The following is a 17,724-nucleotide window of genomic DNA, read 5'->3' as shown; positions in this document are numbered from 1 at the left end:
GCCGCTTAGGATCGAGCCATGGCGGGTTTCTGGGGCAAGAGGAAGCGCGAAGAGCAAGACGCGGCCGACGCGGATCTGGCTCGGCGGGCCGAGCTGGCGATCGTCGCCGCCGACGAGCGGGTGCGTCTCACCTCCGACGAGCTCGATTTCGCGCGGGCCGAGCTCGGCGACAAGGCGACCGAAGACCTCGCCGCCGCCCTCGACTCCGTGCGCACCCATCTCGCCGAGGCCTTCCGGCTGCACCAGCTCAACCACGACGAGATCCCCGACACCAAGGAGGAGCTGCGCACGCGCAACGCGCGCGTCATCCAGCTCTCCCAGTGGGCGGAAGACCTCCTCGAGGAACGCACGCAGGTTCTGCAGCCCAAGATCGACGCTGTGCGCCGCGCACCCGAGACGCTCGCCCGCGTACGCGCCGACCGCGAACGGCTCCAGGAGCGCATCCCGAACGCCCGCGACGTGGTCGAACGGCTCTCCCGCCGATACAGCGATTCGGCGCTCGCGCAGATCGGCGGCAATCCCGAAGAGATCGAGCAGCTCCTCGACTTCGCCGTGCACACCGCATCCGTCTCCGAGCGACGCCGCGAGGCCGGCCAGCGCGAGCAGGCGTCGGTCGCGCTCGAGGCGGCCACCGAAGCGGTCCGTCGCGCGGAATCCCTCCTGGATGCCGTGGACACCTTCGAGATCGAGGCGCTGCGCGCCGAGTCCACCCTGGCCGCCGTCGTCGACGACTCCCGCAACGACCTCGTCGAGGCCCGCCGCGAGGCGCAGACGCCCGCCGTGATCGCCGCCATGACGGCGCTTCAGGGCGCGCTCAGCGCGCTGCCGGCATCCGGTACCCGCAGCGACCCCTTCGCCGCACTGTCGTCCCTGCGCCAGACGAACGCCGATCTGGACCACGCCCGGGAACGCGCGGCGCGCCCTGTTCTCACGCAGCAGCAGGTGGACCACGCCATCGATGACGCCGATCGTCAGCTCGCGGTCGCCCGCGGCCTCATCACAGGACATCGGGGCTGGATCGGCGCCGACGCGCGCACACGCTTCGTCGAAGCGGAGCGTCTGCGCGCCGGTCTGCCCCTCGGTCCCGTCGCCGAGGACGATCGGGAGACGGTGCTCGCCACGGCGCGCCGGGCCGGGTCGCTGGCATCCGAATCGCTGCAGATCGCACAGCGCGACATCGAGCAGTCCCGGCCCGACGAGTGGGGCGGCAACGGCTACGGCCGCGGTGGCATGGGCGGCCGCGGCGGGGGCATGGGCGGCGGCAACATGGTCGGCGGAATGCTCGGTGGTCTGGTCATCGGGTCGCTGCTCGGCGACATCTTCGACGGCTGAACCGTCCTCATCGCGCGGATGCGACGGACACGACAAGGCCCCCGGCTCTGGAGCCGGGGGCCTCGTCGTGCATCAGATCAGGACGCGACCTGCGCCACGGGCGGAGCCTGCGTGGCGAGGGCGATCACGCCGTAGTCCCACCCCTTGCGGCGGTAGACGACGCTGGGGTGATCGGTGCGGGCGTCGATGAAGAGGAAGAAGTCGTGGCCGACGAGTTCCATGCGGTCGACGGCGTCTTCGACCGTCATCCACTCGGCGCCGAATTCCTTCTGGCGGATGACGACGGGCGAGTAGTCCTCGTCGTCGGCGGCGCCCTCGGCCTGCACCGGGATGGATCCGGTGGCGACGGCGCGCAGCACCTCGACGGAGGCCGGCTCGACGTCGATGCCCGAGAGTTCGCCGGTGCCCTTTTCGAACTTGGCACCGCGAGGGTGGTTGCGGGCGTCGATGCGCTTGTCTTTCGCGCGGCGCACCTGCTCCGAGATCTTGTCTACCGCGAGGTCGAGTGCGGCGAACTTGTCGACATCGGTCGCCTCTGCGCGGACGACGGGGCCCTTGCCGTCGAGCGTGAGTTCGACCGTGTCGTCTTCCATGCGGCCATTGCGATAGGCCCGATGAGTCACCTTGACCTCGAGCGCGCCGGCGCGGGGCGCCAGGTGCTCGATGCGACTGACCTTCTCTTCAACCACGGTGCGGAATCGATCGGTGATACCGACTCCCACGCCGACGATGTTGGTATCCATCAGTGACCTCCTTGTTCCGGGTTCCGCCCGGTCTAAGGGCGGAACATCCGTCGCCTTCAGTCATCCCCACGCTAGTGGGAGGCCACCGCCATGTCACGTGGCAATCACCTCCCATTCACCTTTCGATGTGCTGCGACGCGGCGTGTGCGCGAGTGCGACCGCCCGCACGTCGGTAGCGCCCGCCGCGCGCAGGGCGCGAACCGCCTCGGCCAAGGTCGCACCCGTTGTGACCACATCGTCGACCACCACCACCGGCCCGCTCAAGACGGCGCGGGCCGCGAAGACTTCGCGGACGTTCTCGCGACGGGCGCGATCTCCGAGTCCGCGCTGATCGGCGGGCGCCCGACGCAGCCGTAGCAGCCGCTCGGGGCGTCGACCCGCCCGCCGCACCAGCACCTCGACCGGGCGATAGCCGCGCCGTCGGAACGCTGCGCGCGACGAGGGCACCGTCGTGATCCGCGCCCCCGACGGACCGGATGCCGCGAGCGCCGCGGCCAGCGCGGGGGCGAGGTCGCGCGCCAGCGTCGTGCGCCCCTCCTCCTTGAAGGCCCGGATGACCCGCGCCGCGACGCCCTCGAAGGGCAGGCCGCAAACGACGGCGAGATCGGACTCGCGCTCATGGCGTGACGGCTGCGGAGCCAGGTGGCCACGGCACGCGTCGCACAACGACACGTCGGGATCGCCGCACCCCGCGCAGGCGAGCGGCAGCCAGAACGTCAGGGCGTCGCGCAGCGCGGAGGCGACCAGAACGGAAAGGGCCATGCGGCCAGCCTCCCGCGTCGGGCACCGACGCGATCGACCGGACGCGGGGTCGGTGGACGCCCGCCGCCTGGGGAGGAGCGTCAGGAGGTGGTGCCCTGCTGCGCCGCCAGAACACGGATGCCCGAGGCCACGAGCGTCCACGAACTCCCGCGGCGGCTGAACAGACGCCCCTGGTCGTCGAGCACACGGACGCTCGTGCTGCCCGCCGCCACCGTGCGGGTGCCCTCGGGTGCGACCGAGTCGGTGCCGCGGCCGCCCACGCCCAGTTCGTGCAGGGTGCTCACGCCGTCGACGCTCGAGAGCACGCCGACGGTGGTGTCGTCGAGCCAGGCGAGATCGAACGCCCCCGGCTGCGCGAACGAGAGAACGTGGGGCGGGCCCAGGTCGATGTCGCCGTTGGTGCGCTGGATGCCGGCCACCCACACCTCGCGCGTGCCCGAGACGGTCACGATCGCGGCGATACGCGTGCCGTCACGCGAGATCTGCATGGCGGTGATCTCCGCGGCATCCGGCCAGGCGTTGCCGACGTCGCGCGGAACGCCCTCGGCGGTGGTGGCTCGCATCTGCGTGGGTGCCGCCGCGGGGACGCTCCAGATCGCGCCCTCCGCGTCGATCGAGGGGGCGATGAGGCCGGGACGGTCATCGAGGAGGAACGTGCGCCCGTCGGCGAGCGCGCTCGCGACAGTCCCCTGCTGCGTGCGGATCGCGGCGAGGCTGCGATCGGCTTCGAGCTCGATCGCGGACGGCGCCAGCGACTCGACGGCGTCGGAGAGACCGTCGATCGGCTCGACCGCATCGCCCGCGAGCGAACCGAAAAGACCGATCGAGGTCAGCACCGCCGGCGAGGGATCGACGCGTGTGACGCGGACCGGCACCTCGGTAGCCGTGATGGGGGTGCCCTCGACGGTCATCTGCACGTCGCTGATCCCGGCCGTCGCGAGGCTCCGGGCGAGCTGGGTCTGCATGCGGTCGAGCCGCGTGCGGTCGAGGCTCAGCGCCGCCCGCGGCAACTGCACCTGAGCCACGCCGTTCTGCGACAGGGTCACCGAGCGCCCCACGAGCGACAGTTCGTCGGGGAACGCCGACTCCACGGCACCCGCGAGCCACGTGCTGGGCTGCCCGTCGACGAGCGCGGTCGCCACACGGCTGGCGACCAGGGCGCGGGGGAACCAGCGCACGTCGGGCACGATGAAGCTGTACGTGGGATCGAAGTACGCGATGGATGCCGGTTGGTAGACGGTCGGGAACACCTCTTCGTACAGCACGACCCCGTCGGGGGCGGCGGTGATGCGCCACTGATCCTCCACCCGTGTAAGGGTGAACGACAGCGTCTCGGCCGTGGCGGACGCAGCGGGGGCGTAGGCACCGTCGGCATCCACCCCGGCCGTCGCCACCACCGACACCGCGACCGACGTGCCGTCGGCTGCGGCCGTGGCGCGACGGTCGGCCAGACGGTCGATCGTCACGCGTGCCCGCGGGTCCCACTGGGTGCCCGCCGCCAGGAACAGCTTCGCGGTGGCCCAGTCGTCGGCGGGACCGGAACCGGCGCGGAGGAACCCCTCGACGATCTCGCTGGGCGTGGCATCGTCCTGCGGGCCGTCGGGGACGAACGCGAAGGCCTGGGTGTCGTCGGTCTGCGGGCCGCGGCCCGGGTTGACGTAGCCGGTGGTGGGCAGACCCGTGCACGCGGTGAGGGCGAGCACGAGTGCGAGGCCGACGAGGGCGAGGGCGCGCCTCATGACGGCCTCCTGACTCCGGGACGGGTCGAGATGGGCTGCGTGAGGCCGAGCGCCTCGAGGGCGCCCCCCTGCTCGTCATCGGGTTCGAGCGGCAGGGGCGAGCCGGTCACCGGCCTGCCGGTGCGCGGCAGGGTCAGCACGAAGTTCGACCCCCGGCCGAGCTCGGACCACACCGCGAGGGTGCCGCCGTGCAAGCGCGCGTCACCGAGGGCGATCGACAGCCCCAGGCCCGTGCCGCCGATGGTGCGCACGCGCGACGGGTCTGCGCGCCAGAAGCGGTCGAAGACGCGCTCGACGTCGTCGGCGCGCATGCCGAGACCGAAGTCGCGCACACCGAGGGCGATGGCATCCCGATCACTGTCGACCGAGACGACGATCGGGCGCCCCTCGCCGTGCTCGATGGCGTTGCCGAGGAGGTTTCGCACGATGCGGCGCACGCGACGGGCGTCCATGTCGACCGGGGTGTAGCCGCCGGGGGCGACCAGCCGCACATCGGAGCCGTGCCCCTCGGCCAGTTGCTCCATCGAGAGGATGACGTCTTCGGCGAGGTGGGCGAGACTGGTCGGCTCGAGCTCGAGCTGCACCGACCCCGCGTCGTACCGGCTGATCTCGAGCAGATCGGTGAGCAGCACCTCGAATCGCTGCACCTGCGCGTGCAGCAGCTCGGCAGCGCGGCCCGTCACCGGGTCGAACTCCTCGCGCTGGTCGTTGATCATGTCGGCGGCGAGCTTGATGGTGGTCAGGGGCGTGCGAAGTTCGTGCGAGACGTCGGAGACGAAACGCTGTTGCACGAGCGAGAGATCGGCGAGCTCCTTGATCTGCGATTCGATGCTGTCGGCCATGGCATTGAACGAGCGGTTCAACGTCGCCAGCTCGTCTTCGCCGCGCACCGGCAACCGCACACCCAGGTCGCCCGCCGCAAGCTTCGCGCTGGTCTCGGCGGCATCCGCGATCGGGGTGGTCACCGACCGCAGGACGAACCAGGCGATCGCCCCGATGAGCACGACCAGGACGAGTCCCACCACCCACAGCAGCACCTGCACGAAGGAGAGCGTCTGCGAGGCGCTGACGAGGTCGTACCCCATGTAGAGCTCGTACGAATCGACGCCGTCCGAGGCGGGGAAACGGAGTTGGTGTCCGACCAGGATGCCGGGGACCTCGCGGCCGCCGTCGGAGGGCAACGCCACCGACTGCCACCACTGCAGGTCGGGGCTCGACTGCACCTGCGTGCTGAGCGCCTCGGTGACCAAGCCCGACTCGAACGCGGGGGAGATGAAGGGCTGAGGAGCCAGCGGTGAGGGCGGGCCGATGCGGTACAGCGCGATCAGATCGCTGGACGACTGCTGCGACAGGCGGGTCGCGATGCCGTTCATGAGGGTCTGCGCCGCGGCCGGGTCGGTGGAGTCCACCGCGGCGTCGAGCGTCGCCTGCGCCGCGGCGGTGGCGCGCTGCGCCTCGAGGAGCACCTGGTCTTTTCGCGCGGTGAAGAGCTCGTTCTGGATGACGAGCGCCATCGCGAGACACGTCGCGAGGATCGTCACCGCCGTCAGCGTGACGGCGATGACGATGGTGCGGAAGCGCAGCGATCGGCGCCACAGCGAGCGCAGGCGGTCACGGGCGAGACGCCAGTCGCGGAGGCCGCGCGGCCGAGGCGGGAGGGTGCGGACCGCCCCCGTCATGAGGTGCTCAGGCCACCGCGCCGGCGCGGTACCCCACGCCGCGCACGGTGGTCACGATCCGCGGGTTGTCGGGGTCGGCCTCGATCTTGGCGCGCAGACGCTGCACGTGCACGTTCACCAGACGCGTATCGGCCTTGTAGTGGTAGCCCCACACCTGCTCGAGCAACATCTCTCGCGAGAACACCTGCTGCGGCTTCTCGGCGAGCGCGACGAGCAGTTCGAACTCCAACGGCGTCAGCGCGATGGGGGCATCGCCTCGACGCACCTCGTGGGCGGCGACGTCGACGGTCAGATCACCGATGCGAAGGGTCTCGTCGGCCGCCGCCTGCACCGGCCGCAGGCGCGTACGGATACGCGCGACGAGCTCCTTCGGATTGAAGGGCTTCATGATGTAGTCGTCGGCGCCCGACTCGAGCCCCTTCACCACGTCGGCGGTGTCGGTGCGTGCGGTGAGCATGATGATCGGGACGCCGGATTCTGCGCGCACCCGCGTGCAGATCTCGATGCCGTCGACACCGGGGAGCATGAGGTCGAGGAGGATGAGGTCGGGGCGCTCGGTGCGCCAGGCGTCCACGGCCTGCGCACCGTCGGCGCAGAAGACGGTGTCGAATCCCTCGGTGCGCAGCACGATGCCGATCATCTCGGCCAGCGCGGTGTCGTCGTCGACAACGAGGATCCGTGAAGTCATTCGGGTGTACGTCTTCCAGCTCGGACCCGCTCGGAAACGGGCAGGACGCCCGGTGGGGGCATGTCCCATCGAGAGTAGTCGACCTGCCTGCACGAGAGGCGAGCGTGTCGGGGGTGTGTGACACGATGAACAGACCGCCATGTGACGAGGAGGCGCAACCGTGACCGCGTACCCGGCCTGGACTCCGGCATCCCGCCCCGGCATCGTGCCGCTGCACCCGTACGGGTTCGGCACGATCCTCGGCCGCTCCTTCGTCGCCCTGCGCCACAACCCGAAGGTCCTGCTCGGCTTCGCCCTCATCACCCAGGCCGTGGCCTACATCGTGCTGACCGCCGCCGTGGCCGCCGCGGCGGTCGCGAGCTTCACGCGCCTCGACACCGTCGCCCCGGGCAGCGACGACTTCGACGCCATCCTCGCCGGCTCGGTGGTGCTCACCGGTGCCACCGCCCTCGTTCTGGGGGTGGCGACCGGCGCACTGAGCGTCGTCGTGCAGGGCGTCGTCGTCGCCGAGGTCGCGCACGCCGTGGTCGCCGAGAAGCCGTCGCTCAAGGCCGTGTGGGCGCGTGTGAAGCCCGTCGTCTGGCGTTTGATCGGTTACAGCGCCCTCACCGTCCTCGCCACCGTCGTCGCGATCGGTGCGCTCGCCGGCATCGTCGCGCTGCTGGTGATGTCGGTGCTGTGGCTCGGCATCCTCTTCGGCGTCCTGGCCGTGCTCGGACTCGTCGTGGTGTCGCTCTGGCTCGCCGCCAAGCTCTACCTGGTGCCGTCGGCGATCATCCTCGAGCGCGCGCCGGTGTTCCGCGCCATCGGTCGGTCGTGGCGGCTGACGCGCGGGCGGTTCTGGTCCACGCTCGGCGTGTTCATCGTGATCTCGGTGGCGTTCAGCATCGTCGCCCAGATCATCTCGATCCCCTTCAGCCTCGTCGGGAGCCTCCTGCCGGTCATCGTCGCCCCGACCGGCGAGAGCGACACCGGCGCGGTGGTCGGCCTGATCGTCGTGCAGGTCATCGGCCAGTTCGGCATCCTGCTCGTGCAGTGCATCGCGCTCGTCGTGCAGTCGACGTCGGCGGCGCTCGTCTACGTCAACGCCCGCATGCGCCTGGAAGCACTCGACCACGACCTGCAGACCTACGTCGAAGCGCGCGACGCGGGAGCGACCGAGCTCGACGACCCCTACCTGGTCGGCGTCGGGCGTCTCGTCGCTCGTCCCGCGCCGATGCCGTACGGGGCGGTCGGCGGGCAGCAGGAGTACATCGCGCCCGGTGGGCCGGCCGGGTACGGCGGGCAGCCGGGGTACGCGGCGCCAGGCGGACAGCCGGGATACGGCGGGCCGGTGGGGCAGCCGGGGTACCCGCAGCCGGGACACGCGCAGCCGGCCGCCTGGCCGGGATACGCGGCGCCGGCTAGTCCTCCGGGGTATGACGAGCGATCGCGCGACGACGCGTCGGCCGCGGGCGATTCTGCCCCCTCGACCGCGACCGATCACCCCGCTCGGCCCGAAGCGCCGCCCTCGCGATCCGACACCACCAAAGCGTCCCCGACCACCTGGGCCGCACCCGGGTCGAACGGCGACGCGTGAGATTTCCCGCCACGCTCGCGACAGCCGTCCCGCTGCTGCCCGACCCCGACGAGGCACGGGAGTGGGCGGAACGGGAGCTGGCCGATCCGGCATACCAGGCAGCGGAGCCCAGCGTCGTCGACCGCATCGCCCAGGCGGTGGGTCGTTTCCTCGCCGACCTGCTGCGTGTGCCCGACACCTCCGGGTGGGGCCCGTCCGCGCTCATCGTTCTCGCGATCGTCATCGCCGCCCTGATCGTGGTCGCCATCCTCATCTGGGGACGACCCCGACCGCTGTCGCGTGCAACGCGGCCCGCTCACGCCCTGTTCGACGAGGACGACGCCCGGTCGGCCGACGATCTGCGTGCCGACGCCGCCCGGGCCGCCGCCCGCGCCGACTGGGATGAGGCGATCGTGCTGCGCTTCCGCGCCTTCGCCCGCGGACTCACCGAGCGCGGTCTCGTCGACCCGCCGCCCGGCGCGACGGTTCGCGCGTTCTGCCGCGAAGCGGCCGGCGCTCTCCCGGCCCTCGCATCACCCCTCGACGAGGCGGCCGAGATCTTCGACGACGTGCGGTACCTGCGCCGACCCGGCTCCGCCGAGCGTTACCGGGCGATCACCGACCTCGACGACCAAGCCGTGCGCACGCGTCCGACCCCGGCGGCCGCACCGTGAGCGTCACGGTGGCCCCCGTCCGATCCCGGCGGCGCGGAGCCCTCGGCTGGGTGGCGCTGGCCGTGGGACTGCTCGTGGTTGCACTCGTCGGGGGCACCCTCATCTACGGCGGGTACGTCCAGCGCGCCGCCCTCGACCCCGAGTCCGCCGGAGCCGACGGCACGCGCGCCGTCGTGCGGATCCTCGAACAGCAGGGCGTCCGCGTCATCGTCGCGCGTGATCGCTCGGCCGCCGAGCGGGCGTTGGCCGACGGCGAGGCGACCCTCGCGATGCGCGACGCCCCCATGCTGTCGGACGACGCGCTGCGGGACCTGACCGATCGAGCGCGCAATGTCGTCCTGCTCGAGCCGCGCACGCGCGCACTCGACATCCTGCTGAACGGCTCCCGACTCGGTGGCTTCGCCGACGACGAGGCAGTGCCCGCGGACTGCTCCGAGCCCGCGTCGGCGAACGCCGGCACCGCGCGGGTCGGCGAACTGATGACACCGGGCGAGGGCGTCGTCAGCTGCTTCCCCGTCGACGGCGAGTTCGCCCTCCTCACCCTCGAGACGGCGGGCCGCACGGTTACCGCGCTTGACGGGCTCGCGACGCTGACGAACGCGACCCTCCCCCTCGACGGCAACGCAGCCCTCGCCCTCGCGGTGCTCGGCCAGACCGACACGCTCGTCTGGTATATGCCCTCCCCCGCCGACGCCGACCGCGCGGCCGACGCCCCGACGCTCAGCGATCTCACCCCGCCCTGGGTCACCCCCGGCATCCTGTTGCTCATCGTCGCCGCCCTCGTCGCCGCGGTCTGGCGCGGACGCCGCTTCGGCCCCCTCGTGACGGAGCGACTCCCGGTGACCGTACGGGCGAACGAGACCACCGAGGGACGCGCCCGTCTCTACGCCACGGCGCGCGATGCGCCGCACGCCCTCGACGAGTTGCGGCGGGCGACACGGGGACGTCTGGAGCGTCTGCTCGGCCTCTCCGCGCGGAGCGACCCCGGTCGGATCGCCGACGCGGTCGCCGCACGCCTGGGCGCCGATCGAGCCCGGGTGCACGGCATCCTCGTCGACGATCAGCCCCGCACCGACCGCGATCTCGTCGCAGCCGCCGACCGACTCCGCGATCTCGAGGCGAGCGTGCGCGCCGCCGTCCGAACCGAAGGGACCACACGATGACCGACAGCCCCGAGAACCCGGCCTGGCCCGCCCCCTCGCACCCGGCGGCGGTCCCCGGTCCCGACGCTCCTGCGTCGAGCGACCCGCGGGCCGCCGGCACAGCGTCCGCGCCCGGCGTCGAAGCGGAACGCCCGCGCTCCGCCGGCACAGCGTCCGCGACCGGCTCCGACGCCGCCGGCTCAGCGCCCGCGCCCGGCGCCGCCCCCGCCACCACACGGGCTCAGGCCCGGGCCGCCGACGACCACGCCGCCCTCCGCGAGTCCATGCACCGCGTGCGACTCGAGGTGGGCAAAGCCGTCGTCGGACAGGACGGCACGGTCACCGGACTCCTCATCGCCCTGCTCTCGCGCGGCCATGTCCTGCTCGAAGGCGTCCCCGGCGTGGCCAAGACGCTGCTCGTGCGCTCCTTCAGCCGCGCCCTGGGTCTCGATACGCGTCGCGTGCAGTTCACCCCCGACCTCATGCCGGGAGACGTCACGGGGTCGCTCGTGTACGACCCCCGCGCCGGCGGGTTCGATTTCCGCCCCGGCCCCGTCTTCACCCACGTGCTGCTGGCCGACGAGATCAACCGCACGCCGCCCAAGACCCAGGCGGCCCTCCTGGAGGCCATGGAGGAGCGGCAGGTGTCGTCCGACGGCGAGAGCCGCACCCTCCCCGACCCCTTCCTGGTCGCGGCGACCCAGAACCCCATCGAGCACGAGGGCACCTACACGCTCCCCGAGGCGCAGCTCGACCGCTTCCTCCTCAAGCTCGTCGTTGACCTGCCCGGGCGCGACGCCGAGGTCGATGTGCTGCGTCGCCACGCGAGCGGCTTCGACCCCCGTCGCCTCGATGACGCCGGGGTGCACGCCGTCGTCACGGCCGACGAGATCCTGGCGGCGCAGCGCGCCGCGGCATCCGTCGCCGTCGACGACGACCTGCTCGGGTACGTCGTCGACCTCGCCCGCGCCACCCGGCAGAGCCCATCGGTTCTCCTGGGTGTCAGCCCCCGCGCGACCACGGGACTGCTGGCCGCCGCCAAGGCCTGGGCGTGGCTCGGCGGGTATCCCGCGATCACGCCCGATCACGTGCAGACGATGCTCGTGCCCGTCTGGCGGCACCGTATCCGCCTGCGTCCCGAAGCCGAGATCGAGGGCGTCTCGGTGGATGCCATCCTCACCTCCGTCCTGCAGCAGACCCGCGTCCCCATCTGATGTTCGTCACCGGCCGCCTCGCCCTGCTCGTCGCCCTCGGCGTCGTTCCCCTCGTGCTGCTGAGCAGCGCGGGGGTGCCGGCGTGGACCGCCGCGGGCGGCTGGGTCGTGCTCTGCGCCGTGCTGGCCGCCGTCGACACGACCGTGGCCGCCGACGCGCGACGCGTGGAGATCACGCGGACGCTGCCGGAACGGGCGCTGCGCGACGAACCCGTCGCGGGGGAACTGCGGGTGCGCAATCTCGGCAGCCGCCTGTTGAGAGCGCGGGTGCGCGACGCATGGCAACCGACAGCGGGGGCGCCCACGGCGCGGCAAAGCGTTACCGTCCCCCCGGGTGAGCGACGGGGGGCTCCCCTGTCGCTGCTCCCGCGCCGCCGGGGCGAACTGCGCAGCGCGTTCGTCGTCGTGCGTTCGGGGGGTCCGCTCGGCCTCGCCGGACGGCAGGCGGTGATCGACGCTCCCGCGCGCCTGCGGGTGCTGCCCCCGTTCACCTCTCGACGGCACCTGCCCTCACGGCTCGCTCGGCTGCGGGAGCTGGACGGCAACACCACGCTGCAGGTGCGCGGACAGGGCACCGAGTTCGATAGCTTGCGCGAGTACGTCCGCGGAGACGACGTGCGCTCGATCGACTGGCGGGCCACCGCCCGCGCGGGAACGACGATGCTGCGCACGTGGCGACCGGAGCGCGATCGGCACGTCGTCATCGTCATCGACACGGGGCGGACGGCCGCCGCCCGGGTCGGCGACGGAGTGCGCCTGGACGCCGCGATGGAGGCCGCGTTGCTGCTCTCGGTGCTCGCGACACGCGCCGGCGACCACGTGCACCTGCTCATGTTCGACCGCGTCACCCGCGCGCGCGTCACGCGCATCGAGGGCACGCAGCTGCTTCCCGCCCTGGTGGATGCCATGTGCCCGGTCGACCCCCAGCTGATCGACACCGACTGGGATGCCGCCTTCGCGCAGATGCGCGGCCTGTCTGTGCGCCCCGCCCTGGTCGTGCTGCTGACCGCGGCCGACGATCCCGAGGCCGCGCGGGCGTTCCTCGCGTCGCTGCCCGCCGTCGCGTCACGGTCGCGGCTGCTGGTGGCGACGGCGACGGACGGTCCGGGCGAGGCGCCGCCGCACCGGGATGCCGCCGATGTGTACGCCGCCGCGGCCGTCGAGCGTGCCCGGCACGACGCCGAGCGCGTGCGCGACGCGGTGGTGCGCGCGGGCGGCGACGCGGTGTCGGCATCGGCCGACGACCTGCCGCCCCTCGTCGCCGACCGCTACCTCGCGCTCAAGGCGGCGGGCCGCCTTTAGCACGTTCAGCCCCCATGCAGCCCGAGACATACGACGCGGCTTATCCTGAGGGGTAATCTTCGAGCCGTCTGCGCGTCCCCTCCGCGCCCGGCTGCGCCGTCTACGCACAGGATGCGGGAGCTCTCTTGCCAGGTAATGCCACCACGCACTTCGATGATGTGGCTCTTGTTTCGGTGGCGAGCGTCCTGCCCAGCCGCGTGACGACGTCCGACGACATCGAGGCGAGGCTGGCCCCGGCGCTGGAGCGTCTCAAGCTCAAGCCCGGTCTTCTGCGCCGCGTCGCGGGTGTCGACGAGCGTCGCAACTGGGCCGAGGGCGAGTCCTCCGACGAGGCGACGATCGCCGCGGGCAAGCAGGCGCTCGCCGAGGCCGGAGTCGACCCCAGCGAAGTCGGCCTGATCATCAACACCTCGGTCACCCGCAAGCACCTCGAGCCGTCGGTGGCCGTGCGCCTCCACCACGGTCTCGGCCTGCCGAGCTCGGCCATCAACTTCGATGTCGCCAACGCATGCCTCGGCTTCATCAACGGCATGAGCCTGGCCGCCGGCATGATCCAGTCGGGCCAGGTGAAGTACGCCCTGATCGTCAACGGCGAGGATGCCGACGAGATCCAGGTCAACACCATCAACCGTCTCGTGCGCGAAGACCTCGACCGCGACGCCTTCATGCAGGAGTTCGCCTCGCTGACCCTGGGCTCGGGCGCCGCCGCCGCCGTACTCGGCCGCGCGAGCGATCATCCCGAGGGCCACCGCATCGTCGGCGGCGTGACGCGCGCCGCCACGCAGTTCTACGACCTGTGCGTCGGCAGCGTCGACGGCATGTTCACCGACGCGAAGGCGCTGCTCAAGGGAGGCCTCGACCTCGTCGTGTCGGCGTGGAAGGAGGCGAAGGACGAATTCTCGTGGACGGGCATGGACCGCTACATCACGCACCAGGTCTCCTCCGTGCACACCTCCGCGATCGTCCGCGCCGCCAAGCTCGAACGCACTCGTGTGCCGGTCACCTACCCCACCCTGGGCAACGTGGGACCGGCATCCATCCCCATCACCCTTGCCGCCGAGCAGAAGACGCTGCGCCGGGGCGACCGCGTCCTGCTGATGGGAGTGGGCTCCGGGCTGAACACCGGCATGCTGGAGCTGGCCTGGTGAAGGTCACCGCCCCCGGCGCGACCCTGCCCCCGGTGGGTCTGCCCGGCCTCGACCCGGCCCTGTCCCGCCTCGTCGCGGTCGACGGTGTCGCCGCCGATGCGCGCACCACCCGCACCTGGCACGTGCTCGACACCGGCGACGCTCTCGCCGAACACGGCATCGTCCCCGTCGGCACGATCGTCGCCGTCCACGGGAACCCCACCTGGTCGTATCTCTGGCGTGCACTGGTGAGCACCTCGCTGCAGCGCGCCGAAGCCGGCCGCACGGCGTGGCGGGTCGTCGCGGTCGACCAGTTGGAGATGGGCTTCTCGGAGCGCTCCGGTCTGCGGCGAACGCTCGCCCAGCGCATCGCCGATCTCGGCGCGCTCATCGACGAGCTCGGCATCCCGGGTCCGGTCGTGACGATCGGGCACGATTGGGGAGGGCCCGTCTCGCTCGGGTGGGCCGTCGAGAACCGCGACAGTCTCGCCGCGGTCGTCGCCCTGAACACCGCCGTGCACCACCCCGACGGCGCGCCCCTGCCGTTCGCGTTGCGCGTGGCGACCGCCCGGGGCATGCTCGCCGCCGGGACGACGGGGACCACCGCGTTCCTCGACACCACGCTCGCGCTCGCCGATCTGGATCCGGCCGTGCGCGCCGCCTTCCGCGCGCCCTACGCCACCGTCGCCCGCCGCCGGGGTATCGGCGGGTTCGTCGCCGACATCCCCGCCACGTCGGCCGACGAGAGCACCCCGGCCCTGCGCCGCATGTCGGCGGGGCTGCGGCAACTCGACGTGCCGGCGCTTTTGCTCCGGGGACCCAAAGACCCGGTGTTCGGCGAGGGACACCTCGACGACCTCATCGATCGCCTGCCCCACGCCGATGTGCATCGCTTCGAGGGCGCCGGGCACCTCATCGCCGAAGAGCGACCCTACGCCGACGTCGTGCTCGACTGGCTCGACGAGAAGGTCGTGGATGCCGAGATCCGCCGCCCGACGCAGGATTCCGGCGCGATTCCGCCCGGCGACGCCGGCTCTACCCTCGCCACGGACGACGGCGCCGCCGAGCCCGCACCCACCGCCCCCGCGGCGGAGGCGGTCACCGGCTCCCTCTGGGACGCCCTCGACGCCCGCCGCGACGATGACGACACCGCCGTCATCGACATGAGCACCTCCCGCGACGGCGAGCCGCTTCGCGTGAGCTGGCGTCAGCTCGCCACCCGCGTCGATGAGATCGCCGCGGGCCTCGACGCGTTCGGCGTCCGCGCGGGAGACCGCGTTTCCCTGCTGGTGCAGCCCGGCCCGACCCTCACCGCCGCGCTGTACGCGTGCCTGCGCATCGGCGCCGTCGTCGTCGTGGCCGACCGGGGTCTCGGCATCCGGGGTCTGTCGCGCGCCGTCCGCGGTGCCGTGCCCGACGTCGTCATCGGCGAGGTCGCGGGGCTCGCGGCCGCGCGCGCGCTCGGCTGGCCCGGCCGCCGCATCTCGGCCGCCTCCCTCCCCGCGGCGGGTTCGCGCGCTCTGGGCGTCGAGGCGAGTCTGTCCGACCTCGCCCGCGCCGGGCGGGGTCGCGCCCTGCCCGCATCGCCCGCGCCCGACGCCGATGCCGCCGTGCTGTTCACGTCCGGCTCGACCGGGCCGGCCAAGGGCGTCGTCTACACGCACGCGCAGCTCACGGCCCTGCGCGACACCCTCGCCGCGCACTTCGGCGTCACCGCCGACACGGGTCTCGTGACCGGTTTCGCGCCGTTCGCGCTGCTCGGCCCGGCGCTGGGTACCCGCTCCGCCACCCCCGCCATGGACGTGTCCGCTCCCCGCACCCTCACCGCCGCCGCCGTGGCGGCAGCCGTGCGGGCCTCCGACGCGCGCATGGTGTTCCTCTCGCCCGCCGCCGTCGCCAACGTCGTCGCGACGGCGTCCGACCTGGGCGGAGACGACCGGGCGGCGCTCGAGGGGGTCGAGACGTTCCTGTCCACCGGCGCCCCGGTCGGCATCGACCTGCTCCGCCGCGCGCAGCGACTGATGCCGAACGCCGTCGCCCACACGCCCTACGGCATGACGGAGTGCCTGCTCGTCGCCGACGTGACTCTGCCCGAGATCGAGCAGGCTGCGGGTGACCGCGGTGTCTGCGTCGGCCGCCCGCTCGGCACGGGTCAGGTGCGCATCTCGGCGATCGACGCCGGCGGCCGCGCCAGCGGAGAGCCGACGACGGATGCCGGGGTGACCGGCGAGATCGTCATCTCGGCCCCCCATCTCAAGCGGGGATACTTCCGCCTCTACCTCACCGACCGCGAGGCGCGTCGGGGTCTCCCCGACCGGTGGCACCGCACGGGCGACGTCGGTCACCTCGACGCCGACGGACGCCTCTGGGTCGAGGGGCGACTCCCCCACGTCATCACCACCGCCGAGGGCCCCGTAACCCCGGTCGGCATCGAGCAGGATGCCGAGACCGTCGACGCCGTCGCGCGCGCGGCGGCCGTAGGAATCGGACCCGTCGGCCGTCAGGTCGTCGTCGCCGTCGTCGAGGCCGGCGCAAGACGCCCCGGGCTCGCATCCCCCGCCCTGACCGAAGCCATCCGCGCCGCGACCCCGCAGCGGCTGGCGGCCGTCCTGGTGGTGCCCACCCTTCCAACCGACATCCGTCACAACTCCAAGATCGATCGCGCCCGGGTCGCCGCGTGGGCCGAGCGCCTTCTGGCCGGCGAGAAGCCGACGGCGCCGTGAGGGTGCTCGCCACCGGTGCGTCCGGTTTCCTCGGCGGGGCGGTCGTGCGTGCCCTGCAGGACGCCGGCCACTCCGTCCGCACCCTTCAGCGCCGCTCCTCGCGCGTCGACGGCGCCGAGGACCGTCTCGGTTCCGTGACGGATCCGGATGCCGTGGCATCCGCCCTCGACGGTATCGACGGCGTGGTGCACCTGGCGGCCAAGGTGTCGCTCGCGGGCGACCCCGCCCAGTTCCGCGCGGTCAACGTCGAGGGCACGCGCACGCTCCTCGACGCTGCTGCCGCCGCCGGTGTCTCGCGCATCGTGCACGTGTCCTCGCCGTCGGTCGCACACGCCGGCCACGCGCTCGCGGGCGTCGGCGCCGAGCCCGCCGATCCGGATGCCGCGCACGGCGAATACGCGCGCACCAAGGCCGAAGCCGAGCTGCTGGCGCTCTCACGCGCGCAGGCGGGTACCGCGCTCGTCGCGATCCGCCCGCACCTGGTCTGGGGTCCGGGTGACACGCAACTCATCGCGCGCATCGTCGACCGCGCGCGCCGGGGCCGTCTGCCCCTGCTGAACGGCGGTACGGCGCTCATCGATTCCACCTACGTCGACAATGCGGCATCCGGGATCGCCGCCGCCCTCGCCCGCGTCGACGACGTCAGCGGACGCGCGTACGTGCTGACCAACGGCGAGCCGCGTCCGGTCGGCGACCTGCTTGCCGGGATCTGCCGTGCCTCAGGTGTCGCACCGCCGAGATTCAGCGTGCCCGCGGGGCTGGCTCGCGCGGCCGGCGCCCTGGTCGAACGCGTGTGGGCCGTGCGTCCGGGCGAGGACGAGCCGCCGATGACCCGCTTCCTCGCCGAGCAGCTGTCGACGGCGCACTGGTTCGACCAGACCGAGATCCGCCGCGACCTGCGCTGGACCCCTTCGGTGTCGCTCGACGAGGGCCTGCGCCGGCTCTCGCTCGCCTGACGTCCCGGGCAGCGCGCCCGCACCGCGCCCTACCCCTCCGCGAGAAACGCGATCCGCGCGAAGGAACGCCCCGTCGCGTCGTTTCT

At 72.6% G+C, this 17,724-nt stretch carries 14 protein-coding genes; 9 read left to right on the top strand and 5 right to left on the bottom strand.

Annotated features, from left to right (window positions below):
• Window positions 1-18: 18 nt before the first annotated feature.
• The gene (locus ACXKZF_RS04465) at window positions 19-1,332 is read left to right on the top strand and encodes a coiled-coil domain-containing protein (RefSeq protein WP_488985516.1); all 1,314 of its coding nucleotides are present in this window, start codon (window positions 19-21) and stop codon (window positions 1,330-1,332) included.
• 77 nt (window positions 1,333-1,409) lie between these two features.
• On the opposite strand, the gene hpf is transcribed toward ACXKZF_RS04465, so the two are convergent.
• The 5 genes from hpf to mtrA form a co-directional block, all read right to left on the bottom strand.
• Window positions 1,410-2,075 carry a ribosome hibernation-promoting factor, HPF/YfiA family gene (hpf, locus tag ACXKZF_RS04460; protein WP_055958351.1) on the bottom strand — a complete coding sequence of 222 codons (666 nt, stop codon included), beginning with the start codon at window positions 2,073-2,075 and terminating at the stop codon, window positions 1,410-1,412.
• Window positions 2,076-2,168: 93 nt separating this feature from the next.
• Window positions 2,169-2,837 carry a ComF family protein gene (locus ACXKZF_RS04455; protein ID WP_488985515.1) on the bottom strand — a complete coding sequence of 223 codons (669 nt, stop codon included), beginning with the start codon at window positions 2,835-2,837 and terminating at the stop codon, window positions 2,169-2,171.
• A gap of 80 nt (window positions 2,838-2,917) precedes the next feature.
• Window positions 2,918-4,576, bottom strand: coding sequence for an LpqB family beta-propeller domain-containing protein (locus ACXKZF_RS04450; protein WP_488985514.1), 1,659 nt, complete (start codon window positions 4,574-4,576; stop codon window positions 2,918-2,920).
• Window positions 4,573-6,255 carry an MtrAB system histidine kinase MtrB gene (gene mtrB / locus ACXKZF_RS04445; protein WP_055958360.1) on the bottom strand — a complete coding sequence of 561 codons (1,683 nt, stop codon included), beginning with the start codon at window positions 6,253-6,255 and terminating at the stop codon, window positions 4,573-4,575. Before mtrB ends, ACXKZF_RS04450 begins: the two co-directional genes overlap by 4 nt.
• A 7-nt stretch (window positions 6,256-6,262) precedes the next feature.
• Window positions 6,263-6,943, bottom strand: coding sequence for an MtrAB system response regulator MtrA (mtrA, locus tag ACXKZF_RS04440; RefSeq protein WP_055958363.1), 681 nt, complete (start codon window positions 6,941-6,943; stop codon window positions 6,263-6,265).
• Window positions 6,944-7,103: 160 nt separating this feature from the next.
• On the opposite strand from mtrA, the gene ACXKZF_RS04435 reads away from it, so the two are divergent.
• The 8 genes from ACXKZF_RS04435 (at window position 7,104) to ACXKZF_RS04400 (ending at window position 17,638) form a co-directional block, all read left to right on the top strand.
• Window positions 7,104-8,522, top strand: a complete 1,419-nt coding sequence (locus ACXKZF_RS04435) for a glycerophosphoryl diester phosphodiesterase membrane domain-containing protein (RefSeq protein ID WP_488985513.1) — start codon at window positions 7,104-7,106, stop codon at window positions 8,520-8,522.
• On the top strand, window positions 8,519-9,175 hold the full coding sequence (locus tag ACXKZF_RS04430) for a DUF4129 domain-containing protein (RefSeq protein WP_488985512.1): 657 nt from the start codon (window positions 8,519-8,521) through the stop codon (window positions 9,173-9,175). The genes ACXKZF_RS04435 and ACXKZF_RS04430 overlap by 4 nt, the downstream gene beginning before the upstream one ends.
• A complete protein-coding gene (locus tag ACXKZF_RS04425) occupies window positions 9,172-10,338 on the top strand; it encodes a DUF4350 domain-containing protein (protein WP_488985511.1) in 1,167 nt (388 codons plus the stop codon). Before ACXKZF_RS04430 ends, ACXKZF_RS04425 begins: the two co-directional genes overlap by 4 nt.
• A gap of 263 nt (window positions 10,339-10,601) precedes the next feature.
• Window positions 10,602-11,531 carry an AAA family ATPase gene (locus tag ACXKZF_RS04420; protein WP_055960074.1) on the top strand — a complete coding sequence of 310 codons (930 nt, stop codon included), beginning with the start codon at window positions 10,602-10,604 and terminating at the stop codon, window positions 11,529-11,531.
• Window positions 11,531-12,832: a DUF58 domain-containing protein gene (locus tag ACXKZF_RS04415; RefSeq protein ID WP_243222953.1), complete on the top strand. Its 1,302-nt coding sequence runs from the start codon at window positions 11,531-11,533 to the stop codon at window positions 12,830-12,832. The genes ACXKZF_RS04420 and ACXKZF_RS04415 overlap by 1 nt, the downstream gene beginning before the upstream one ends.
• 125 nt (window positions 12,833-12,957) lie before the next feature.
• Complete coding sequence (locus tag ACXKZF_RS04410; RefSeq protein WP_055958378.1) at window positions 12,958-13,980, top strand: 3-oxoacyl-ACP synthase III; 1,023 nt, start codon at window positions 12,958-12,960, stop codon at window positions 13,978-13,980.
• The gene (locus tag ACXKZF_RS04405) at window positions 13,977-16,682 is read left to right on the top strand and encodes an alpha/beta fold hydrolase (protein WP_488985510.1); all 2,706 of its coding nucleotides are present in this window, start codon (window positions 13,977-13,979) and stop codon (window positions 16,680-16,682) included. Before ACXKZF_RS04410 ends, ACXKZF_RS04405 begins: the two co-directional genes overlap by 4 nt.
• Complete coding sequence (locus tag ACXKZF_RS04400) at window positions 16,679-17,638, top strand: NAD-dependent epimerase/dehydratase family protein (protein ID WP_488985509.1); 960 nt, start codon at window positions 16,679-16,681, stop codon at window positions 17,636-17,638. Before ACXKZF_RS04405 ends, ACXKZF_RS04400 begins: the two co-directional genes overlap by 4 nt.
• The last annotated feature ends 86 nt before the right edge of the window (window positions 17,639-17,724 follow it).

The sequence above is a fragment of the Microbacterium sp. ABR10 genome (assembly GCF_057812175.1).
This window is presented reverse-complemented; position numbering and strand designations above follow the sequence as displayed.